Here is a 23,798-nt window from a genome sequence, read left to right on the forward strand (position 1 = left end):
ATCATGGTTTACATCATCATTTGAATCATTTACATCATCGTTTGAATCGTCAGTTGAATCATGGTTTGAATCATCATTTGCATCATGGTTTACATCATCGTTTGAATCATCGTTTGAATCATCGTTTGAATCATCGTTTGAATCATCATTTGCATCGTCAGTTGAATCATGGTTTGAATCATCATTTGCATCATGGTTTACATCATCATTTGAATCGTCAGTTGAATCATGGTTTACATCATCATTTGAATCATTTACATCATCGTTTGAATCGTCAGTTGAATCATGGTTTACATCATCATTTGAATCGTCATTTGCATCATGGTTTACATCATCATTTGAATCGTTTGAATCATGGTTTACATTATCATTTACATCGTTAGAACCAGTTGAATCATCATTTGAGCTATCGTTTGCATCATCATGTGCATGGTCAGAATCTATACTGTCCTCTAATCCATCATTATCATCATCTGAATCTATATTGTCATCCAGTCCATCATTATCATCATCATCATCATTGGTATTTAAAAGTTGATCATTATCTATATCCTGATCTACGTCATTTTTTATACCATCGCCATCATAATCATTATCATTAATTCCATCATTATTATGATCATTGTCACTAATGTCTGGTATTCCATCACCATCATCATCATTATCATCATGATTATTCACGCCATCATTATCATCATCTTCATAAATATTTACAAGACCGTCACCATCTATATCCATAGGGTCATTTTCTAGTTCAATACGAACTAATGCTGCATTAGATAAATAATAAATATCATCTGAAACACCATCATTATTTTCATCATTAATTTCATCACGGCTCATTGCCAACGGTATATTACCCAGGTCAATAGTTTCTCCTGTAGATTTAAATAAAGTTCCATCTCCATTAATATCTGAAATACCTATTGGTGTAATAACTTTTGATTCATTATCATCCTCATTTGTTGTCATTACTAATCTACAATTTAGATCAGTTGGAATTAGTATTTCAAATGGGTGTAAGCTTGTATTATTGTCAACAGAATCTACTTGATAATAACTTCCATCAGAACAAAACGCTTCTATAAGAGTACCAGGCACAGTACCTTTAATTAAACTCATAGCAGGGACATTAATTCTATTAATTGCTGAAGCAATTATATTAAAATCATCAGTAATGAGACCATTTGTTCTTATAATTTCATTAATTACTTTTATAGCATCGCCATTCCCTGAATTTATAGTAGCTATTAAATTCTTAGCTACATCTTTTGTAGCAGAATCATGAGTAATACCAGAAATCATGGCAACAGAAGCTGCATATGCTTCATCAGCATCAAGAGCATCTGGATCTTCTGCATCTGTAGTTGACTCTAAGTTTGTTTCTTCAGCTAAAGTATTTACAAACTCTAATGATACTTCTACTTTATTAGCTAATAGATCTCTTCTTTTCTGTGCTACATCTAGTACTTCATCTGATAGTGAAGCATATTGTGGATCTGTTCTTTGAAAGTCTAATGCAGAAGATATAAATGAAGCTACCATATCTGATCTAGTCATTCCATTGTCTATGAGACCTTTCCAATAGTTAATACCTTCACTATCTCCAGCTTGCCCTAGACTATTAATATATATTGCTTCTACATACTCTTCATCAGCTAAGGTAGAATATAAAAAAGTAAACTTAGGATGTTCTGCAAAATCAGCTGCTAATGTTTTTACTGCTGTATCCTCACCAAGTAATGAAGCTTGATTTTCCCAATGTTCTAATCCTGACTTATCAGCTGCTCTGTTAAAAAATGCGACATAAAGTCCAGCAATTTTATCTTCTATTGTTGCTGCGTATGTGTTCGTTGATAAACTCAGCATTAAACCTAAAGCTACTGCTGACTTTAATAAAGTTATTTTTTCTTTTTTCATATTTATTTCCTCTGATTCAGATAGTCTTAAAGAAATAATATCATCATTATACTAATAGACAATACTATACAACATAATAAAACTTTCTTTGTAGGTAATATTTTAGGATATTAAAGTGAAGATTTAATGAAGATAGGAGGATAACATAAAAAAAATCAAATTATACATTATTTTATAATCAAAAACTAAATGTAAATAAGGTACACAAATTATATGCTGTTATTTACTTTTATTTATCAAATCTCTGTTACGGACTCGAAAGTAAATATGTACTCTTTAGTCATCGATTTTCCTTATTTAAGTATAGAGTCTAGCTCTATAAATCAAGAAAATTATAACTAAAATAATAGTATACGATATATCGTGTATATTAGACACTATAACTTGCTTAATTATATATAAAAGACATACAAAAGTATTTAATACGTATATAATTAGAAATGATGAATTTATAATATCGATTGAAAATAATTAATGAGAAGAGATTGTTTGGATTATGTTATTGTCTATTAATAGAGGGAATAAAGCACATAAATATTCTTAACTTGAATATTTTACGTACTTTATTTAGAAAATTTATTTCTTAGAATTCAATCTTGATTGATATTCTTCACCGTGTTTACAAACTGGGCAAGTTTTTAAAGCTTTCTTTCCATAATGTACATGTCCACATACTTCACAGATCCATGATTCTTCTTCATCATCACTAAGGTGTTCTGCACCAGCATTCAGTCTTTCTAAAAGCATTTGAAACATTTTTTCATGTTCTACTTCAATTTTTCCTATTCCAGTAAATAATCTGGCAGCTTCTTTATGACCTTCTTCTTTTGCAATAGCAGCAAAATCAGGATACATTGTCACATTCTCATAGCTTTCGCCGTCTATAGCGTATTGAAGATTTTCAGCGGTTGTCCCAAAACTGTCTTCAGAATCATTTGCCATTCTATTATTTAATGCAATTTCCATTTTTGCATGCTGTTTTTCATTATTTGCAGCACGTTGGAAGTGTTCTGCTATATCTCTGTAACCCTCTTTTTGTGCAACTTTTGCAAAGTATTCATATTTATTTCTAGCTTGAGATTCTCCAGCAAATGCTTTCATTAAATTAACCATTGTTAAGTTTTCTGTAGTCATTTCCATTGCTTGACCACAACAATGAAGTTCGCCACCACCTACGCTTTGTACTTCAACTTCGTTTCCACATTTATTACATTTATATGTTTCATACTGTCTCATCTTAAACTCCTATGTTTATTCAAGAATTATACTCCTTTTAAACTTAAAGGATAATTATTATCTATAAATAAATATATTCTTCTATGTCTTCGACATAAAGATAAAGGTTGTCCTTAAAGTAGTATATTACTTTACTATCTCTAAGTTTTGTTAATTATTTTCAGTTAGAATTCCACAATAAATTTAATAACACACAAGGATATACATATGATCGTAACAAATCAAGCTCCAGACTTTACAGCAACAACAGTTTTAGGTGACGGTTCAATCGTTGATGACTTCAAATTATCAGAAAACATGGGAGAAAAAGGTACAGTTTTATTTTTCTATCCACTAGATTTTACTTTTGTATGTCCTTCAGAGCTTATCGCTTTTGATCACAGACTTAAAGAATTTCAAGATCGTGGTGTAAATGTTATCGGTTGTTCAGTAGATTCTCAATTTTCTCACTTTGCATGGAGAGAAACTCCAATTAACAACGGTGGTATTGGCCGTGTTGGTTACCCACTTGTAGCTGACCTTACAAAGCAAATTTCTAAAGATTATGATGTTCTTTTTGGTGAAGCAGTAGCTTTACGTGGTTCATTTTTAATTGATAGTAAAGGTGTAGTTCGTCACTCAGTAGTTAATGATTTACCACTTGGTCGTAACATTGACGAAATGATTCGTATGGTAGATGCAATGCAATTTACTGATGAACATGGTGAAGTATGTGCTGCTGGTTGGACAAAAGGTGATGAAGGTATGAAAGCTACAACTGAAGGTGTTGCTGAGTATCTTGGTAAGCACGAAGGCGATTTATAATCACTTCTTCTTAACTCTCACTTTTTGTGGGAGTTAGTTCTTTCCTCTTTTCATTATTCTCATATCATAACAATTCAAAACTAATTTTATTACCAATAAATATTTAAATAATATTTTATTATAATGACTGATAAATTTTTTCTATCATTTTAAAGGATCAATAATGTTAAAAATTCTCGCTTTTACAGTACCACTACTTCTTACAACTAATGCTTTTTCAGATATGCAAGAGGCAAAAGAAATGTTTGACGAAGCAAATTGTGTTCAATGCCATAGTGTAAACAAGTTCAAATATCGAAAAGACAAAATCAGTAACTTTGATAAACTTCATTCTATGGTAACTTCTTGTGCTACAGCTTCAGCTGCACCTTGGTTTGATGACGAAATTAAAGATGTAAGTCTGTACTTAAATAAAGAGTATTATAAGTTTAAAGTTGAGGAAAAATAGAGAGGGTTGAAATAATATGAGCGGAAAAATCCGCTCAAAGAAAGATTACAGACCTGTAACGTTTTCTGCTTGAGGGCCTTTTTCGCCTTCGCCTAATTCGAAAGTAACTTTTTGACCTTCGTTAAGTGAAACACGGTCGTAACCATTGCTGTTAATTTGACGGAAATGTACGAATACATCTTTACCACCATTTTCTTGCTCGATAAAACCGAAACCTTTGTCGCTGTTGAACCATTTAACTGTACCGTTTGATAATGTTGCCATTGTAATACCTTTTTGTTTTAATACACCTCATTGCTAAGGTGGTTGAAAATCTAATATGAAGCTTTATTTTTAGGCAGATTAAACTGGAAACCAAAGGTCGTCAATACAAAACAGTCTAAAGATGTAACTCGGATCATCTTTCATTAGCAGTATTATAGCTGAATAAAAACCATTTGTGTTGTAAGTTGCAACAATAGTTAGTTAAAAGTGTCTCTCATTTACAAATTTACTCATATAAGGGTCTAAATCTAGCCTTTCTTTAGATAAATACCTGAGTATTTTATAAATATAAAAATCTTCAATCTATATTGACAATTTTCAAGATACCTTCTTCATCTTCCATAAGTTTAAATGTTTTTTTATGCATGCTTTCATTTATCTTTAAATTAATTTCCCGGGGAGGGTTGCTTAATCTATATTTAATACTGTTATATCCCCTAATTGGCTGATTCACAATAATCTTTGTATCTAAGATATCTACAGCACTGCTGAAAATCTTTTTCTTTAGTATCTCAATTTGATCTTTTTTATATTCAAAATCTTCTTTTAACTTCTTATAATGTACTTTCATTATTTGACATAACTTGAAATTTTTAACAAGAGTAGCAGGTATCTGTACCCCTAGATTTTTATTCTTAATAATTGCAGCTTTTATCTTCTCACAAGGTTCTAAATTCTTTTTTACTTTTGCAGTAGTCTCTTTGAGTATTCTCAAGAGGGGTTTTAACTCTTCTTGAAGCTTTTCTAAATAGGCTGTGTTCTCTTCTTTATTGTTATTATCAAAAGCGCCCTTTATAGTAGTATCGATAATGAATCTATTTTCTTCACCTTTTACTATATCTATTTGAATATATTCAGAAGCTTCCATTGTCACATGTGAACCAAGGATCTCTATCTCGATAATTTTTGCTTGAATACTCCCGCGCACAGCATTCTTTACAATTGCTACATCAGCAATAATTTCACCACCTTCAAGTGTTTTCACTTCAACCCTGCGTCCTATAATCTTACCTCTATGCTGTCCTATCTTGGCATTAACACATTTTATGTAAGATTCATTATGAGTTTGACCATCTATATATATTTCACGTGCCTCTATTTTAGTGCTAGGTCCGATGCTCCCTTTTACTGATAGTCTTTGCACTTTAACATGCATACCCTCTTCAATAGCATCTTCTAAAGGATCATTTTTTATTACATTTATAGATATCTCTGATTCTAAATCAGAGTTAATTGTTCCAGTAGTTTTAAAAGATATCTCATCCACATCGATACTATTTGATACCTCATACTGATTTCCTTTCTTCACAACGTAACCGCTTTTGTTTGAAAAATATTTTATATGCTCAAAACTATCCTGAACCTCAATACCGCCTTCAACTGTAAATGTTGGATTTGAATCTAGGTTTATAGTCTCAACTTCAAGAAATTTTCCTTTACAGTTTCTTCCATGTTTACCTTGCTGAGGCTTAATAAATTCAAATAGTTGTTCACCCTCTGCACAACTTAACAAAAAGCCCCTGTTAGAATAATCGACTTTCCCTTCACTATCCTCAGCACCAACATCATTGTTCTCTTCAATAAGCATAGATATATCAGAATGAATTGATTCTATCGTATTTAAACCTTTAGAAATCAGAATCTTTTTATCTTCTTTAAATAGTATTTTGTTTATTTTTTCTATAACATCGACAAAGCCTTTAACGCTCCCTTTATAATCTGCATCAAATAGATAAAGCATTATATTTGAGCGTAGTTTTTGCTCAATAATATAATTTAGAAAATCGGTATAAAGTTCGTCATAATACTTTAGCTTTGAACCCTTTCTTATAACAAGGTATGCAAGAGTATCATTCTCTTCAAATTCTATGTCACAAAGCATATCCTTAAATGGGTCGTCGTCATACATGGAGTTTACTTCTATGTTGTATTCTTGTTCAAATTCAATAGTGCTGTCTCGCAGATAAGCTTCATCTTTGTATTTACTAAGATCATTAGCAAATATTTCTATAAATTCTGAGTCGGCAGACTTAACAAATGTTTTAACAGAATTAATTTCGATGTAAAGTTGAGATGCAGATAGTGAGTTTTGTGCAGCAATACGTACTAGTTCTTTTCCAACATTGTTGGTAACAACGGTAATGGGATTTATCATATTGGAGTTTTCCCTTTAAGATGCTTATTACTAAAAATTATATTTTATTATACATAAAATTCATTTAACTTCCTAATAATTTTTTTTCAATTTACCGAATACCAGAACCGTAACTAAAGTATCAAGCTTAGATTGGATAGATTAAAGTGTTTACAAAGACATCTAAAACAGTTCTTTCAATCGCTCTTGTCCATTACTACGATTATATATAATTCATGGCACAGCTAACGTCACAAGATAGAAAATAGTTACTTTATATTATAATTATCGTAAATAAAAAGCAATCATTTTAGTGTGAAAGGAGTAGGGTTAATGTTGAAGTCTTTTATAGTCATTTTTTTTATTTGTATCATCAATGCACAAGCGATCAGTATAGATAATAAGACAGAATTTCATAACATACTTTCTCAGTCAGAAGTGTACATAGACAAGTCTCAAACTCTCACGTTTACAGATATTCTTCATAAAGATGTAGAGTTTATAAAGAATGAGCAAGAATTTTTAGCGTATGGCTATGCACCTGACTTTAACGTATGGGTGAAGTTTACCCTTACAAACACAACAAACAAAGATGTACATAATACTATAGAATATGACAATCCACTCACTACACATATAGAGTTGTTTGATGAGCTTTCTAAAACGTCACAAAAAGAAGGTTTATACCAAGTAAGTCCAGATAGAAAAACAACCAACCCAATCTTTAAAATAACTTTGAACCCACAAGAGTCAAAGACATATTACATAAAAGCCTCCTCTCACATTACTACTCTCATTGTGAAACTAAAGATATGGGATACTCGTGCATTTTATGAAAAAGAGGTCCAACATCAGTTTATCTTAGGTTTGTTTTTTGCTTCTATGTTGATCCTTGCTATTTACAATTTATTTATTTATTTTTTCACTAAAGATATAAGTTATTTATATTACGTCCTTTATCTTTTTGGGATTATCGCACATCAAATGATATATACCGGTATGTCAAATAGTTATATTTTTACACAAAATCTAAGAATTGCTTTTATCGAATACGCCCCTATTGTTGTGGCACTTCCTATATTCTTTTTAGCCTTATTCACTAAATCATTTTTAAAACTAAATCAGTATAAAGTATATAACAGTATCTTAAGCGTTTACCTAGTAATTTTCCCTTTCATCATAGTAATTTTAATTGTTAGTAACCCATTCAACCAGTTTAGAAATATATTTACTTTAATATTGCAAGTGTACTTAGTGCTAATGACTGTTTACGCAGCATATAAACACAATCGTCAAGCTTACTTTATATTGTTTGGATGGTTTGTTGTTATGTTCGCAGGTACTTTTATGTATCTATCTAGTATCGGGCTATTTGACATCCACCAATCCCATCGGTATATAGTTGAGATAGCTTTTGTGCTCGAAGCTGTCATTTTCTCTATCGCTTTAGCGGACTGTAAAAAACGACTCCAAGAAGAAAAAGAAAGTGCCAACAATCAACTACTTTTTCAGCAAAGAAATGAGCAAAGGAAATTAGAAATCAAGGTTGAAGAAAAAACGCGGGATTTAAAAAACATCGCCGATGAAAAAGAGATGCTTCTCAAAGAACTCAATCACAGAGTAAAAAACAACATGCAAACCATCATCTCTTTAATCAGACTGCAACTAGATGACATCGATGATTTGTATGTAAGAAATATACTCTCAACAACCTACAACAGAATTACCGCCATGAGCCACTTGCATGAATTGCTGTACTACCAAACGGATGTATCTAACATCAATGCAAATGACTACTTTGTACTTCTAACAGATGAGATACAAGAAAGTTATGCCAAAAACATAAAAATTCACCTAGCAATTTCAACAGATCTTCACATAGACCAAGCAATATACTGTGGTCTTATTCTTAATGAGTTAGCAACAAATGCTTTTAAACATGCATTTACAAACAACACGGGAAACTTATATATAGAACTATCTAAAGCTGATAACTTATACCTCTTATCTGTCGTTGATGATGGGATTGGATACCATAAAAAGATATCTTCAAACTCTCTAGGTCTCGTTTTGGTAAACAGTTTGGTAAAGTCAAAACTCCACGGTAAAATCAACTTACAATCAGAAGATGGCGTTAGTGTAAAAATAACATGGAAGGACAATGATGAATGAATTTAAGATACTTATAGTTGAGGATGAGCCAATAGTTGCTCTTGATATTGAAAGAACTTTACTCAAACTCGGATACAGTATTACCGATAGTGTGACAAACTACGACGATGCTATAGCTAGCGTAGCATCTCATACACCCGACATTATCTTTATGGATATTAGTCTTGCCAATAGTAAAAGTGGGATTGAAATAGTTCAAGAAATTAAAAAGACAAAAGATATCCCCATCATATATCTAACCGCTTTTTCAGACGATGACACAATGCAAAAAGCGATTCAAACCAATCCGGTAAACTACTTACTTAAACCATTTAAAAGAGAGGAATTAAAATCTAGTATACTACTAAGTATCTACAAAATAAAAAACGACACACTAACTACTATTAATGATGACTATACACATATCGGGTCTGATTATTATTATGATGAAAAAAACAATAATCTTTACTATAAAGATCGGCCTATACTACTCGGTACAAATGAGACGAAACTCTTGCAACTTTTAGTCGAAGCAAATGGACAGATCATTACTTTATCTAGTATAGAAGATTATATTTGGCCAGAAAAAAATATGTCTGGTAGTGCTTTTAGAACTCTCGTCTACCGTTTACGTTCTAAGTTAGAATTCAAACTTATAGAAACAATCCCCTCTTTTGGATACAAACTCAATAAATAAGCTTTAAACCTCCCTAAACTCCTCTTTGTGACGCTAGCTGTGACACCTCGTTAGTACAATCATTCCTACTTCAAACATAGGATAAAAAAATGATTTACATAAACCACAACAGTGCCTTAGAGCAATTACAAAACTTAGTTGACATTAGTTTTAACAAAACGCAAGACCACTTACCAAGCAGTTTCATCCTACAACAACAGCAAGCTTTAGAGTTGTTGAAAAGCAGAATTTCCTTAGAAGAGATCATAGATGAAAGTATCACTTTTAATAGAGGTCTACATTGGGAAGAAACCAACCCTCACGTAAAACTTGTAAACACAGCAGAAGAACTTGTGAAAATCTTCCAACTTCGAAGTCAGGTTTATACAAACTCCGGATTTCACCATCAATATCCAGATGCGATAGAAGGCCTCAACTTTGATAAATTTGATAAGAATTCTGCCATCATGTACTTTCAAGAAAACGATGAAATAAGTGGCACAGTAAGATTTATATTTGACTCAAACAATAAACTTCCAGTTGAAGATATGTACTCCTTTGGAAACATCAGACAAAAGTACCATACATTTGGAGAACTTTCTAGATTTGTAATTAAAAATAATCATAAAGGCTTGAGCCTAGAATTTAAGTACTTAACACAGAGTATTTATCATCTTTTTATCTCTAATGACATAGAGGTCACTATTGTTGCAATTTTAAAGGAACATTATAAATTATACTCAAAATTTGGAGGTTATAAAATATTTGAAGAACTCTCAAGTAATGGAGAAATCGACATACCATTTTTAATAATGTCATGGAATCCAAATCTAGCATCCAATTTTTTTAAACGGACATTTTTAAGATAAATTTGAATGTTTTTAGTTTTTTTGGATTTCTTTATCTAATTCGAGAGGCATAATAACTTTAATGAAGGGTGCATATAACTGGATGGTTGGGATTACCTTCATGCAGTCGAATGTCTTAAAAGTTATTATGTCGTAATCCGGAGAGAAACTATGTGTGACAGTTTGCCCATCAAATGACATATTTTTAATAACGATATCAACTATGCTCGTATGTACGCCAAGAATAACGGTACGGAGTTTAAAATTATTGTTCATACCATATTCTATACTATCTGTGTCACAGCTAGCGTCACAAGAACAATATTTTACTTTATTTTATATTCTAATTCCCATCCCGAAACCGTAACCAACATAGTTTTTGTTCCCTGAGACTGTACCTGTGGCATTTTTACCTCTTAGTGATTGTTCATACTTTAAATAAAGAAAAAAGTCTTTCTCAAGAAATTGATAGAGGGTTCCCGTCACATTATACTGAGAATAATCCTTTTTATAGTTGTTACTTAAGAGATCGTTATCAAGTTCAATGGCACCGAAGATGAGTGTAGATTTTGTGATGTTGCATCCAACTAAACCATATAGTCTAAGGTCGGTGTCATGTTTGAGTGTTCGAATGGTTCTCGTACCTATAATTTGATCTAGCGTTGTGTATGTATCGCTAAAGAGCAGTGCTGGTCCAACAAAAAACGTTTTACCAAGATAAAACTTATACCCAGCTCCTACTTCATACTTCCAACCCTTTTGCTCTAAAACTATAGTTGTACTGCCTAAAGCTGTGTAGCCGATGTTTTGGTTTTGACTATATTTTACAGATGCTAAGGCTATATAGTTTTTATCCATATACGTGTAACTAACACCAGGTAGAGTATAAGAAACTTTTGCATCTTTAAAACCCTGCGTGCTACCAGTGTAATCATAGTTAATCATTTCCGCAGATACTAAGTGTAAACTCTTACCCTCTGCAAACAAACTTAGGGATAGTAAAGTCAAAATAAATATGCTTCTCATTAAATATACTTCCTTATATGATGATTATGTATGAAGGGTTTGTAAAGGGGAGATTCACTCCAAAAGGAGTGTTTTAAAAAATCCTTATGAAGATTTTTTTGCCTTTTTATCGTTACGTTTTTCTTTTAACGATTTTGTTGGTTGTTTCTTAACAGACTTTTGAGAATCTTTACCTTTTGCCATAACATTTCCTTTATTTAAAATGATCGAATATATTTGTACTTCTCAATTGTATTCATTTATACTTAATGCAAGACCTTTTCGTAGTTACTGTTTGAGTTTGAAGCAGTGTTTTTTTACATTATTTCTTTCTTGCTTCGGACTTTATACACGTAAGGATATTAATTTTCAAGTATTAATAAATAAGTTATAATCTATTATAATGTCAGAAATAATGAAAAAGGAGTTTATATGAAAATGTCATTTAAGTACAAGTTTATTCTATCCTTTGTAACTATAGAACTCTTCTTCTTAATTATGATTGCAACAGTAAACTTCACATCCATAGAAAATAATACGCAACGTTTTATTGATCAAAGAATCACAGCACTTGAAGTTTTAGGTGCCAAACTAGTTGCAACACCATTATCAATTTATGATCTTGGTACCCTTGATAATATTTTACATGGGTTTATTACCTTAGATAATATTGTATCCGCAGAAGTGCTCGATAAGGATGATCGTGTTGTCGCGTTTGATGGCTTAGATAAAGAAAAACTTTCAGCAATGGAACAAATATCAGAATCTATTAAAATTGATGAATACACTATTGGTACATTAAACTTATGGTTAGACCTTACAAAAGACTATCAAGAAATCCAGGATAACAAGTATAAAACCTTACTTATCATCCTTACTGAGTTGTTAGTTTCCATCATAGTTTCCTTTCTCGTTGGATTCAGATTATCTAGGAATCTTGATCTTTTAACCCAATCTATTAAATCTATTGGTAACAAGTTTATTAACACAGTAAATATTCCTAAAATCACGAGCCATGATGAAGTTAGAGAATTAGCCAATGCTATGATTTTGATGCAAGACAGAGTGAATGAACGCTCTTTAGAATTAAAGCATACTAACGAAGTACTTACAACAAACATCCAAATACTAAAAGAATATGAGCGAGCAGTGGATGCAGGGAGTATTGTTTCTAAGGGAGATATCGAAGGAAGAATTACCTATGTAAATGATGCATTCTGTTCTATTATAGGTTATACTCGAGATGAGTTAATAGGTATGCCGCATAATATGTTAAGGCATCCAAATACTCCAATATCAGTCTTTAAAAAAATGTGGAAAGAGGTCTTAAGCGGAAATATATGGAATGGTATTTTAAAGAACATACGTAAAGATGGTAGTTCATTTTATGTAAATATAACTGTTATCCCCCTACGAGACAAAAACTCAAAAATTGTTGAATTTTTAGCGCTACGCTATGATATTACCGAGTTAGTTAACAGTAAAGAGAGTTTAAAACAAATGTTTCAAACCGACGCATTGACTAGTCTTGGAAATCGTTTTAAATTATTACAAGACATACCAAAAACTAAGGAACCATTATTGGCAATTTTGGATATACAGGCGTTTAAAGAGATTAACAACTTCTATGGTCACAAGGTAGGAGATCAAGTTCTTAAAATTTTTAGTAAAAAACTTTTTGATTATTTTGATTTAGACAACTACCATATCTATAGATTGCATTCTGATGAATTTGCAGTCTTAACTGAGGGTAATCAAGATGAATTCATTCAAGGAATAAAAAATTTTCAACACGATATTCAAGTAAATCATTTAACTGTACTTGAATATGATATTAATCTCTCATTAACACTAGGGTTCGCATTTGAAAAAAGTAACTTAATTGAGCAAGCTACTATTGCACATCATACTGCAAGACGAAACAACGTCCCTTACATTATCTACTCCAACGTTTTAAAAGTGGGTGAAGAATATAAAAACAATCTCTTATGGACTTCTAAATTAAAATCTGCATTAAAAGAACATCGTATCTTAAGTTTTTTTCAACCCATCTATAACAATAAAACGAACGAGATTGAGAAGTATGAGACCTTAGTGAGACTCCAGGATGAGAATGGAGATATTATTTCACCATACTTCTTCTTAGATATCTCAAAGCGCGCTCGATTATATCCTCAGATTACCCGAGTGGTAATTGACAGATGTTTTGAAGAAGTCGCAAAAAGCACTAAATCTTTCTCCATCAACCTTACGATAGAAGACATTGTAAATCCAGATATAATGGCTTATCTTTATAATAAACTAAGCAATATTAGTTATGCAAACCGTATTGTGTTTGAGATTGTAGAAAGTGAAAGTATCAATAGTTTTGATTCTATGGAACATTTTATATTCACCATTCAAAAATTCGGCTGTCAAATCGCCATAGATGACTTTGGAACAGGATACTCAAATTTTGAATACCTAATGAAACTACAAGCTGACTATATAAAAATCGATGGAAGCATGATCAAAAATATCCATAAAAATCCAAATGCGTATAAGGTTGTTGAGACGATTGTAGACTTTGCTAAAAAGAACAATATGAAAACCATAGCCGAATATGTTAGCACCGAAGAAGTTTTTGAGATTGTCAAAGCCTTAGACATTGATTATTCTCAAGGCTATTTTATTGGTGAACCTAAACATAATCCTATACAATGAAAGGTGTAAAATGAGATTAATTCTTTATATATTTATTTTAATGACTAGCTTAAATGCTCAAGAAATTATTTTAGGTGTAGTACCACAACAAAGTCCTGTCGTACTCATTCAAAAATGGCAACCTATTGCAGATTATTTATCTCAACGTTTACATAAGAAGGTAACATTTAAAACTGAAATGAATATTCCAAAATTTGAAGAAGAACTTTATGCAGGCAATTATGATATTGCCTATATGAACCCTTACCACTATGTAATTGCTCATGAAAAAGAAAGTTACCAGGCTCTTGCACGTGCAGACAAACTTATACAAGGTATTTTACTTTCTCAAAAATTAGACAAAGCCTTTGAAGCTAAGCAATTTAAAGGTAAAACCTTTCTCTTTCCTGCACCAAAAGCATTCGCTGCAACATTACTAACAAAGTATGAGCTAAAGAAGTTCTTTAATTTCGATGTCGATAAAGACGCAAAGGTCTTATACGTGAATTCACATGATTCTGTTTATAAATGTATTGCACGGGATGTTGGAGACTTCGGTGGTGGGATAATCAGAACATTTAAAAATCTAGAGGACAAGAAAACAAAAGACAAACTATCAATTGTATATAAAACAAGCGCTTATCCAAGCCATCCGATTGCTATTCACAAACGCTTAACTACACAACAAAAGGCTGAAATTCAAAGTGCTTTATTAAGTATACCCCATGACTTGTTAAAAAGTCTCAATATTAAAAGATTAATAAAGACAGACGATAGTGAATATGATGTTATCAGAGAGTTAGCAAAAGGGCTTAATACTCAAGAGGAAGAAAACGAGTAAAGTTCATTTTACAGTCTCCCAAATTTCACAACTCCGCAATGCTTCTTTTCATAAATATTTAAAATAGTCTCGATTTATAAAGCTATATGCTCATCTTCTTGCATTGGATCAATATAATCACACACTTCCTCATCATCATTACATAATTGCGTATATTCTGATTTTAAATTGCTTTTTGCTTGTGCAAAATTATCTGATACAAACTTCCAATTAATCACTTTAAACCAATTTTGAAGATATTTTGGACGTAGATTACGATAGTCAATATAGTATGCATGTTCCCAAACATCACACGTTAACAATACTTTTTTCCCATAACGTATAGGCGAGCCAGCATTAGATGTTGTTTCAATGACTAGTTTTCCTTCATCTGTTAAAATCAACCATACCCATCCAGATCCAAACAGTCCTACAGCAGCACTAAAAAACTTTTCTTTAAATCCTTCTAGCGAACCAAAATTTTCATTCAAAAGAGTAGATAATTCAGTCGATGCAATGGTTGCAGTACCAGTTAGTCCATTCCAATAAAAATCATGGTTATACACCTGCGCTGCATTGTTAAAGATTCCATCATCAGCCCCTTGTACTATCTCTTGGAGGGTACTGTTTTCGTACTTCGTTCCTTTTATGAGGCCATTTAGCTTCTCAACATAAGTGGCATGATGTTTAGAGTAGTGATACTCTATAGTTTCTGCCGAAATATACGGCTCCAATCCTGTTACCTCAAATGGTAACTCCATTAATTCAAAACCCATAATAAACTCCTTTATTTATAAATTACAGAACTTTACAAAGTCCTCTATTTCATTTTCTAGCTCTTCATGTTTTAAGAGACCCTGCTTTAAAGACTCAGGGATTTTCTTAGTTACTGAGCCAACTAACAAGCCTAAGATCATCCCTCTATGAACATTATCTCCTCCAGCATTTGCATTATCTAAAAGACAAGGGAGAAAATCAAATTTATTTTTATGTAAAAAATAATAAATTAACGGAACTCCATGTTCTGGGTAACAAGACGTTGCAAAACGTTTTGTTATCATGCTTTCATCTGTAGCAGTTGGGAGTATCTCACTTAAGTAGTTACTTGAAAACTCTGTATGAAGTTTCCACATCTGATCTTTTGGAATATTTCCCGGTCCATTAGATGAAAAATATATCTTAGACAACTCTTCACCATGTATCTTTATGAGAGCTATCTCTTGTGAAGACTTCTTAAGAGTTTCGAATTCTTCATTCCCATTAAGTAAGTTTGATAAAAGCGGAACTAAAGAACCAAGTGCTGAAGATACATTTTGAGAACTGTGTGTAAGATTTTGATGACTGACAGCCACACCCAAACCTTCAAAAGCACTTTTTGTAGTGAGTGACAAAACAAGCGGGCGAATGATTCCTCCATGAGAACCTATAGACCATCTTTGTCTTTGACTTTGTGCACACAAGGCTGGTGGTAAACCTTCAGAGTAGTTTTCAAACCAATCTCGAAGATAAATCTCTAAATATGGATCATTATTTGTACCTGCTGATGTCATGTACTCTACAAAGTCATCTAAAAAACTATCTTGATTGTAGCCTTTGTTTTTGATTACACTTCGCATAAGTACTCGTACAAGATTAGCTCCAAGTGTATTTTCACCTGCTTTTAAGCCATGATGATAATGGTACCTTTCATCAAGTTCTGGCATCATGTTTGCATGTTCACCATCATGGACTTTTGTTTCTATGTCTAAATGACTGTATGTTGTGTTATAAAAATGGCTATGCTTGTGTAGTATGTCGTAGCGACGATTTAATTTTTTTGCAGTTTCGAGGTTTGGAAAGTAGGTATTTGCAACCATAAAAGATTCGGGATGTGGATGTAGGGCATCATTGTAACCAGTGATTTGCCCAAAGTCTTTTTTTATATACTCACGTTTATAGTACCAATGAACAGGCATACTAAGAGAGTCAGATATAAATAAGCCCCAGAGCGCATTCTTTACCTGAGCTATATTTTTCATTATAAATCCTTTTCCAGAATTAATATATATTAAAATATCTTATATCTATCTAGCAAATTTTATGCTTAAGCTTTGGTACTAATTGAAATATAAAGGGATTTGGAGAAGCTTGTCTATGAATGTATTTTCAAAACCCTATTTGCTAAAGTTTGTTGTACAAACGAGTTGAGTGACATACCAGTCTTGAGGGCTTCTTTATATATTTTCTTATGTAACTCTGGGTTGATTCTAACGTTGAAAACACCTTTGTAAACTTTTTGCGGTTCCCTACCAAGTTCTTTACATGTTTGAAGATACTCATCTACAGAGTCATGAAAGTTTTTTTCAAGGTCATTAGCATTATCAGATTCAAAAGTAACTAAGTCGTCTATCATCTCTAACTTTCCAAAGAAACATTTGTCTTCACTAGAGTATTCTATACTTCCTATGTAGCCTTTGTATTCTATAGTATTAGCCATTACCAAGCTCCTTTAATTTCTCTTGAATCTGCTTAACAAGATATGTCTTTAAGATATCATTAGGATGTGGCTTATGTAGGTTTATCAAACTATCTTTTTCTTTGTTGAAAAACTTCACAGCCGAACCATTTCCTTCTATTTTTACATATCCGTACACTACAAGAAGTGTCTCTAACTCACTAAAAGTTAAATCTTTTTTTATGGGTATATGCAAAAACTTTTTGAGCAGTTTATCTTTCCTACTCATAATATAATGGTACCACTATTTAGTTGCAAAGTCAATATTGTAGTTTTTGTACTATTTTCATTCATAACTTTTCCTTTATATTTTTATATTATTTCATAAAAATAAATTTATGTAGAAAAGTATGACAAAATGAAGGGTTTATTTACTTACAAACTTCCTTTAATTTCCCCAACACCCGAACCATAGCCAACGTATCAAGTTTACAGTACTCCAAAAGAGAGTTTCGCATTTGTTCTTTCTCTACTTCACCAAGCTTAGACATGTTAGCAAATGCGTTCATAGCTTCGCCACCGTTTTGTACACCATCTAACTCTTTGTATGCATTTTGCATCTCAGGAACTAAAGCTGGTAATACATACTTTATGGAGTAGCTTCCATTCATGCTTGGAGTTACATAATGCTTTTGCCCAAACGGTGTCATGAGGTCTTTTATGTTGTCGTGAATACAAAGTAAATGCTCACTAAGTTCTGGGTAGTTTGATGCCAGTTTTCTTATGACACCTTTCTCAAAGCCCATGTTGTACGCTAGTACTGTTACATCACGCGGTATATCTTCACACAGCTTTTGTGCAAGCAACTCTCTTGGGTCTTCACCGTCTTGGGCTAAAAACTCACAATGCTCTAACCTTCCATCTTCATGCTCTATGTGTAACGAATACTGAAACGGTATCTGCATAAACGGACTTATGCCTTTAAACTCTGGTATAGCTTGTTGAAAAGTCTCAAAATCTAGATGATACACTGGATAGGTAAAGGTATTTAAAAACTCTTCTATTAGCTCTTTATCTATGTGTGTGACGCCAGATTTGTAGTTACTGACTGCTTGGGCTTGTTTGGCTGTCATAGCAAATGAGTCGGGTACGTCTTTTATGTCTACTATGCCTTTTTCATAAAGTTCTACTTGCTTTTTACTTCCAAGGTTAAAAATGTTAAACACCGAGTACTCAGGGATACTTCTCTGAACTCTCCAACAATAATCTTTAGCATCACACTCATAAGGGTTTTTACAGTGCTTCCCTATGTCGATGTCTGGCTCAGTTGTTTTGTCACTCAGGTAGTTCTCAAACTCTCCTAAAATGTGAGGAATATTTGCTTGAAGACTCTGAACCTCTTGAGTGACATCTACCACAGAAAACAGTTCACCAATGTTTAGCTCATCGCCTCTGACGTAAGAGTTATCTAGGTGAATGACATTTGCACTTTTTATATTAAAGCCTAAATGTTTAAGAACATAGTATTGAATTGATACATCATGAATATATATGTCTTTTACAGAGGTAGAACTTTTAACCTCATAGATACTAATACCATCTCCATCTATGTGGAGTATGTCCAGCATAACCAAAATTCCATCGTAAGCAAATGTAGCCTCATAGATGTTTGATGTATCTTCTTCAATATACTGCTTAGTTGTATAGAGCATCTCCTCGAAGCCTTTTCCAAATCCTACTTTTTTCCCATTTGGAAAAAGTTCACATGCTAAATCTCCTACAATATTACCAGTTTCAAAAATTGCTTCAGCCGATGCATTTGGAAGTGAAAGTACAGATGATTTGTGTTTTTTTAACCAAAGAGCTTTTGAACATTGAATGCCACGGGTGTAGAGAGACTTTGATAGATTAATTATTTTTGTATCTATCATATATAATTCCTTCAATGTTTCTGTTTTTATATTGTAGAGTTCTTTTAAAATTATTTTATTTAGAGAAAGATAGTCTTTTATTTTTTTGTTTATATCATAAATAAGTGGTGATAGGTATAGATTAAATCTAGGTTTAGCTATATCATTATGATTAGCGTCTACGGGGCTTGTATGCATATGCTCGGAAATTGGAAACGCATTTTCTTTTGGTAATACCCATGATTCATCAGTGGCTCGATAATAATGTCTATTAAATTTATTTTTAATACTAAAATAATGATTTGTTAAGTACTCAATAATTTGTGAGTTTTCTTCAAGTGATTTTACTTGTCTATTCATTCCATTTAAATATTTTGCTTTATTTGTTCCTCTATGCGGGGTCGCTAAGGTAATATAAAAAATAGTTTTATCTTGTATATTCTCATTTTCTATTAAAGCCCCTTTTACTATCAATCCTCCCATACTATGACAAATAAAGTTAACACTTTCATATTGAGATATAACTTCTTCTATTCTGTGCGATGCAGATGTTGACAATTCTTCAATATTTAAATTATTTATTGAGTCATTTTTAAATGGCATAAATATCTTGGATAGAATAAATTTAAAACTTTTTTTGCCTACTATATCTTCTGTATGATATTCTAGGTATCCAATGTCTACATGATTAAGAATAGGTTGTTCTAAATACTCATGAAAAAATAGTTTATCTTCTTGAGTATAAAATGTTTCTTTACTTCCTTGTAAACCATGAACAAATAATATTAAGTGTTGACTGTTATTTTTGACTTTAAAGTGTATATTCATTTAAGTTATTTTCCTATTTGTTATAATTGAATTTCAAATCTCATCTTTATCCTATTTTTTCTTTTCAGGAATATTTATTGTTCCATTTTTAACAGCTATTACAAATGTAGGAAATAAGAAGTCTGAATATTTAGAAAAATCTTTTTTTGGGTACCATCTTTCTACACATTCTAATAAATGAAATAAAAAATTAAATGATATAAAAGTATTTAAATCCCAACCTGAGTGAGCATGTTCTGAATATGTTGGAAGATTTGATACACCAATTTTTTCTCCATCTTCAATAACAGATAATAATTCACCTATTCTATGACTTGAAGAATGGGCTATTCCTGATAAAAGTCCATAAATTTTCCCACTTTCCCCATTTAAAATATTTCCTACATTTGGAGTTCTTCCAAGAAGTTTTTCAAGACTTTTTGAATCTAATTCGTTTAATCTTGCAACAGTTTCTAATTGTTTTCTCATTAAAATTGAAGCTTCTACTAAATCTCCATTTAATAAAAAATCATTTATTATGAAATGTGTTCTAACATAAGATGATATTAGTGTCAGTTTAAAAGATATTTTTTTATCAACTATATCAATTTTATTTTCTGTTTCCTTTATTAATGAGGCAATTAACCCATCAATACTTATTCTTATAGTATTTTCTACTTCTGTTTCTTTTCTTCTGAACTTTTTTCTTGCAATTTCTCTTGCTTCATCCGACATTGCTTGAAAATCACAAGCATTTTTTATTAATGATTCTCTATACTTTTCCATTCATTTTGTCCTTAAGTTTTTTATTTTACTAACTAAAACTAATTAATTATCTAGTTCTTATTGTCTGAATGGAAGCGGATATTAACTAGCTATTATTTTTACAACTCCACAACCCGCTCAAACATCTCTTTAATCTCCATCTCGTGAGAAATCAAAAATATCTGTCGGTATTACTCTTTTATGGCGTGAAATGCTTCTAATATTTCCATTCATCTTGACTGCCGAAGAGTTCATCAAAGGCTAAAAACCTATGGAAGTTGCACTTCAAAATATAATATTTCTATATGATTAACTCTAACATAAAATAATTAAATTAATCTATATTTCAAAAAATATTGTGGTTGTTTTGAGGAACTTAGCATCATCAAGGAAGATGACACCTTAGTTATAAGAGAAAAGCTACTTTATTCCACTATCTCAAGTTGTTCTTGACTAAGTATATTTCTTGTATCATACAGACAACGAAGGTGAAGCATTGTTGCCTCAGCTCTTAGTTCTGCTAACTTATCAAGAGAGTCTTCTAGAGTATCTGGGTTTGCTCCATTGTTACTTGCTGAGACTATCTCTTCTTCAAGTGGAAAAACTTCACCTTTTATAGTACCAAGTCCACCGATTGTTCTTTGTCTGATGTGTTTTAGTTTTGTTTTTTGCTCAGGAGTGAGAGCCAAGTCTTCATCATCCCATAACACCATTATAGTTTTAGTAAGATGTGGTAATTGTCCATGAATGAGAAATGGTTTTTGTTTAGCATATAAGCTAGTTGACCCAAGAGCCAATACCAATACACTACATAGCATTAAAAATTTTGTTTTCATTTTTTGTCCTTTATTAGAGTAATCATATAGTATTTGTATTAACTCAAGGTTTAGAAGGATTTACAAGTTATAAGCCTTTAACTTTTTTATCTATGTTAGACCAAAAGTCTTCATCGGAAGAGAAGTTTTCATTTTTCTCTGCATCTGCTACTCTTTTTTGAACATCTTTAACAGAGGAGACTAAAAAATCTTCTTTTTTAAACTGCTCTACAAAAGATGAAAATCTTGAATCTACTGAGTTGTCAATGTCTAGTCTTAATGAGTACATAGTTCGCCTTTTTATTGAATTATATTGCTCTAGTATGATAACCTTTTTCATGAAGATTGAAAATAGTATAGATCATACATTTCCATCAAGGCTACCCTAAAGTTTTACTTGAGATTTAAATTTTCATTATATTAGTATGATATAATATCCATAAATTAGAACTAAGAAGAGTAAATGATAGAAAAAATTCATATTCAAAATTTTAAATCAATTTATGACTTACAGGTAGAAGTTGCTAGAGTAAATCTTTTTATAGGTGAAAATGGTTCCGGCAAGAGTAATCTACTTGAAGCTCTTGTTTTTACTTCTGCTAGTGATTCTAATAAGTTGGATAATGAGTTTTTAGTTTCTCGAGGAATTAGAGTTACTGAACCTATTTTAATGCGTAGTGCTTTTAGTGATTATAATGAAGATGAAAATATTGAGATAGCAATTAAGTATAATAATATAGAGAAAGAGTATAGTTTTTATAATCGTAATACTAATTATTCTAAATGGGAAGAAGATAATACAAATAGTGCAAATTTAGAAATATCTAACGGTGATTTAGATTCAGAAATATTGAAAAAATATATGATACACTTAAATACAAAACTTATTGATTTTCTTATTTATTCCCCTGAAAACACAGCACTCAGAATTTTTGAAAAAGAGGGGCAAATTCAGCCATTAGGTATTAATGGTGAAGGCTTGTTAAAACTTCTAAAAGTAATAAACAATTATGAAGATAAAACTCATATTGAAACGATTATAAAATCATTACAACTTTTTAACTGGTTTGAAAATATTGAGATACCAACAGATTTAAAATCGAACGAGAATAAAATTGTAATAAAAGATAAATATTTGTACCAAGAGTTTGACCAACGAAGCGCAAATGAGGGGTTTTTATTTATACTGTTTTATATTACCCTTATTGTGGCAAAAGAGACACCAAAAGCTTTTGCTATAGACAATATAGATGCTTCTTTAAATCCTAAATTATGTACAAAGCTCATGACAATTTTAAGCGATTTAGCAGAAAAGTATGATAAGCAGATATTTTTAACTACGCACAACCCTGCAATACTTGATGGAATAGATTTAAATGATGAAGAACAAAAACTTTTTGTAGTCTCTCGTAATAAACAAGGTCATACAAGAATGAAAAATATAACTGCTAAAGATAAGCCAAAATCATCAACAGATGAGACATTAAAACTTTCAGAAGCCTTTCTTCGTGGTTATTTAGGTGGACTGCCTAAAGGTTTTTAATGGCAAAATTTGGATTAGCTTGCGAAGGGATTACAGACCAAATAGTCATAGAAAATATACTCTGCGGTTTCTACAAAGATATTGATGACTTAGATGAAGAAATTCAAGCTCTTCAACCACCATTTGATGAAACAACAAAAAAACAAGCTGATTTTGGAAATTGGGAGTTGTTACTTACATATTTAAGTGATAGCCGATTTCGTGATGATGTTTTGAATAGTGAGTATATTATTATCCAAATTGATACAGATGATGCACAGCATCCTAATTTTAATGTAAGTCCTACTGACTCTAAAAATATAGAGTTAACGATTACAATATTAATTGAAAAAGTTATTGAACGATTAGTGACTCAAATTGACAGTAAAGAAAGTTTTTATGAAGAAAATAAAGAAAAAATAATATTTGCTATTTCTATTCATTCTCTAGAATGCTGGCTTTTACCACTTTATAAATCATATAGTAATGAAAAAACTAAGAACTGCTTTGATAATCTTCAACGAGAATCAAAAAAAATTAGTGTTATAAAAAATTAT

22 protein-coding genes and 1 pseudogene are annotated in these 23,798 nt (G+C 31.6%); 9 read left to right on the top strand and 14 right to left on the bottom strand.

Annotated features, from left to right (window positions below; translation table 11 throughout):
- Window positions 1-1,920, bottom strand: a 1,920-nt coding sequence (locus ACI9TV_RS11575; RefSeq protein WP_415250963.1) for a DUF4214 domain-containing protein, incomplete at its 3' end; no start/stop codon positions are given.
- 576 nt (window positions 1,921-2,496) lie between these two features.
- Window positions 2,497-3,156 carry a ferritin family protein gene (locus ACI9TV_RS11580; protein WP_415250964.1) on the bottom strand — a complete coding sequence of 220 codons (660 nt, stop codon included), beginning with the start codon at window positions 3,154-3,156 and terminating at the stop codon, window positions 2,497-2,499.
- Window positions 3,157-3,363: 207 nt separating this feature from the next.
- Between ACI9TV_RS11580 and ACI9TV_RS11585 the strand changes: the two genes are divergently transcribed.
- Together ACI9TV_RS11585 and ACI9TV_RS11590 are read left to right on the top strand one after the other, a co-directional pair.
- Window positions 3,364-3,960 (top strand): peroxiredoxin, encoded by a 597-nt coding sequence (locus ACI9TV_RS11585; protein WP_415250965.1) that lies wholly within the window; start codon window positions 3,364-3,366, stop codon window positions 3,958-3,960.
- 163 nt (window positions 3,961-4,123) lie between these two features.
- Window positions 4,124-4,408 (top strand): hypothetical protein, encoded by a 285-nt coding sequence (locus ACI9TV_RS11590; RefSeq protein ID WP_415250966.1) that lies wholly within the window; start codon window positions 4,124-4,126, stop codon window positions 4,406-4,408.
- A gap of 45 nt (window positions 4,409-4,453) precedes the next feature.
- Here ACI9TV_RS11590 and ACI9TV_RS11595 read toward each other — a convergent pair whose 3' ends face one another.
- Window positions 4,454-4,672, bottom strand: coding sequence for a cold-shock protein (locus tag ACI9TV_RS11595; RefSeq protein ID WP_415250967.1), 219 nt, complete (start codon window positions 4,670-4,672; stop codon window positions 4,454-4,456).
- A 298-nt stretch (window positions 4,673-4,970) separates the two neighbouring features.
- Complete coding sequence (locus ACI9TV_RS11600) at window positions 4,971-6,827, bottom strand: flagellar assembly protein A (RefSeq protein WP_415250968.1); 1,857 nt, start codon at window positions 6,825-6,827, stop codon at window positions 4,971-4,973.
- 312 nt (window positions 6,828-7,139) lie between these two features.
- On the opposite strand from ACI9TV_RS11600, the gene ACI9TV_RS11605 reads away from it, so the two are divergent.
- The 3 genes from ACI9TV_RS11605 to ACI9TV_RS11615 all read left to right on the top strand — a co-directional run bounded on the left by ACI9TV_RS11605 (window position 7,140) and on the right by ACI9TV_RS11615 (window position 10,502).
- Window positions 7,140-8,978: a 7TM diverse intracellular signaling domain-containing protein gene (locus ACI9TV_RS11605; RefSeq protein WP_415250969.1), complete on the top strand. Its 1,839-nt coding sequence runs from the start codon at window positions 7,140-7,142 to the stop codon at window positions 8,976-8,978.
- Window positions 8,971-9,654 carry a response regulator gene (locus tag ACI9TV_RS11610; protein WP_415250970.1) on the top strand — a complete coding sequence of 228 codons (684 nt, stop codon included), beginning with the start codon at window positions 8,971-8,973 and terminating at the stop codon, window positions 9,652-9,654. Before ACI9TV_RS11605 ends, ACI9TV_RS11610 begins: the two co-directional genes overlap by 8 nt.
- An 89-nt stretch (window positions 9,655-9,743) precedes the next feature.
- Complete coding sequence (locus ACI9TV_RS11615) at window positions 9,744-10,502, top strand: N-acyl amino acid synthase FeeM domain-containing protein (protein WP_415250971.1); 759 nt, start codon at window positions 9,744-9,746, stop codon at window positions 10,500-10,502.
- A gap of 315 nt (window positions 10,503-10,817) precedes the next feature.
- Here the strand turns inward: ACI9TV_RS11615 and ACI9TV_RS11620 are convergent, their stop codons facing one another.
- Window positions 10,818-11,507 (bottom strand): hypothetical protein, encoded by a 690-nt coding sequence (locus ACI9TV_RS11620; RefSeq protein WP_415250972.1) that lies wholly within the window; start codon window positions 11,505-11,507, stop codon window positions 10,818-10,820.
- A gap of 411 nt (window positions 11,508-11,918) precedes the next feature.
- Here ACI9TV_RS11620 and ACI9TV_RS11625 point away from each other — a divergent pair, with 411 nt between their 5' ends.
- Window positions 11,919-14,189, top strand: coding sequence for an EAL domain-containing protein (locus ACI9TV_RS11625; RefSeq protein ID WP_415250973.1), 2,271 nt, complete (start codon window positions 11,919-11,921; stop codon window positions 14,187-14,189).
- A gap of 10 nt (window positions 14,190-14,199) precedes the next feature.
- Window positions 14,200-15,009 (top strand): phosphate/phosphite/phosphonate ABC transporter substrate-binding protein, encoded by an 810-nt coding sequence (locus tag ACI9TV_RS11630; RefSeq protein WP_415250974.1) that lies wholly within the window; start codon window positions 14,200-14,202, stop codon window positions 15,007-15,009.
- A 74-nt stretch (window positions 15,010-15,083) separates the two neighbouring features.
- Here ACI9TV_RS11630 and ACI9TV_RS11635 read toward each other — a convergent pair whose 3' ends face one another.
- From ACI9TV_RS11635 to ACI9TV_RS11675, 9 genes and pseudogenes are all read right to left on the bottom strand, one after another.
- Window positions 15,084-15,764 (bottom strand): superoxide dismutase, encoded by a 681-nt coding sequence (locus ACI9TV_RS11635; protein ID WP_415250975.1) that lies wholly within the window; start codon window positions 15,762-15,764, stop codon window positions 15,084-15,086.
- Between the two features lie 15 nt (window positions 15,765-15,779).
- A complete protein-coding gene (locus ACI9TV_RS11640) occupies window positions 15,780-17,006 on the bottom strand; it encodes an ADP-ribosylglycohydrolase family protein (protein ID WP_415250976.1) in 1,227 nt (408 codons plus the stop codon).
- Window positions 17,007-17,119: 113 nt separating this feature from the next.
- On the bottom strand, window positions 17,120-17,464 hold the full coding sequence (locus tag ACI9TV_RS11645) for a type II toxin-antitoxin system HicB family antitoxin (protein WP_415250977.1): 345 nt from the start codon (window positions 17,462-17,464) through the stop codon (window positions 17,120-17,122).
- Entirely contained in the window at window positions 17,457-17,711 is a 255-nt protein-coding gene (locus tag ACI9TV_RS11650) for a type II toxin-antitoxin system HicA family toxin (protein ID WP_415250978.1), read from the bottom strand. The genes ACI9TV_RS11645 and ACI9TV_RS11650 overlap by 8 nt, the downstream gene beginning before the upstream one ends.
- A 142-nt stretch (window positions 17,712-17,853) precedes the next feature.
- A complete protein-coding gene (locus ACI9TV_RS11655) occupies window positions 17,854-19,335 on the bottom strand; it encodes a DUF2779 domain-containing protein (RefSeq protein ID WP_415250984.1) in 1,482 nt (493 codons plus the stop codon).
- 375 nt (window positions 19,336-19,710) lie between these two features.
- Window positions 19,711-20,160, bottom strand: a pseudogene (locus ACI9TV_RS11660) (esterase/lipase family protein); the annotation flags it as partial.
- A 51-nt stretch (window positions 20,161-20,211) separates the two neighbouring features.
- Window positions 20,212-20,925, bottom strand: a complete 714-nt coding sequence (locus ACI9TV_RS11665; RefSeq protein WP_415250979.1) for a hypothetical protein — start codon at window positions 20,923-20,925, stop codon at window positions 20,212-20,214.
- Window positions 20,926-21,329: 404 nt separating this feature from the next.
- Window positions 21,330-21,740 carry a Spy/CpxP family protein refolding chaperone gene (locus tag ACI9TV_RS11670; RefSeq protein ID WP_415250980.1) on the bottom strand — a complete coding sequence of 137 codons (411 nt, stop codon included), beginning with the start codon at window positions 21,738-21,740 and terminating at the stop codon, window positions 21,330-21,332.
- A 67-nt stretch (window positions 21,741-21,807) separates the two neighbouring features.
- A complete protein-coding gene (locus tag ACI9TV_RS11675; RefSeq protein ID WP_415250981.1) occupies window positions 21,808-22,008 on the bottom strand; it encodes a hypothetical protein in 201 nt (66 codons plus the stop codon).
- Between the two features lie 174 nt (window positions 22,009-22,182).
- Here ACI9TV_RS11675 and ACI9TV_RS11680 point away from each other — a divergent pair, with 174 nt between their 5' ends.
- Together ACI9TV_RS11680 and ACI9TV_RS11685 are read left to right on the top strand one after the other, a co-directional pair.
- Window positions 22,183-23,262 carry an AAA family ATPase gene (locus tag ACI9TV_RS11680; RefSeq protein WP_415250982.1) on the top strand — a complete coding sequence of 360 codons (1,080 nt, stop codon included), beginning with the start codon at window positions 22,183-22,185 and terminating at the stop codon, window positions 23,260-23,262.
- The coding region (locus ACI9TV_RS11685) for a hypothetical protein (RefSeq protein WP_415250983.1) at window positions 23,262-23,798 on the top strand (537 nt) is incomplete at its 3' end. The genes ACI9TV_RS11680 and ACI9TV_RS11685, both read left to right, overlap by 1 nt.

The organism is Sulfurimonas sp., from assembly GCF_047622445.1.
Lineage (GTDB): Bacteria > Campylobacterota > Campylobacteria > Campylobacterales > Sulfurimonadaceae > Sulfurimonas.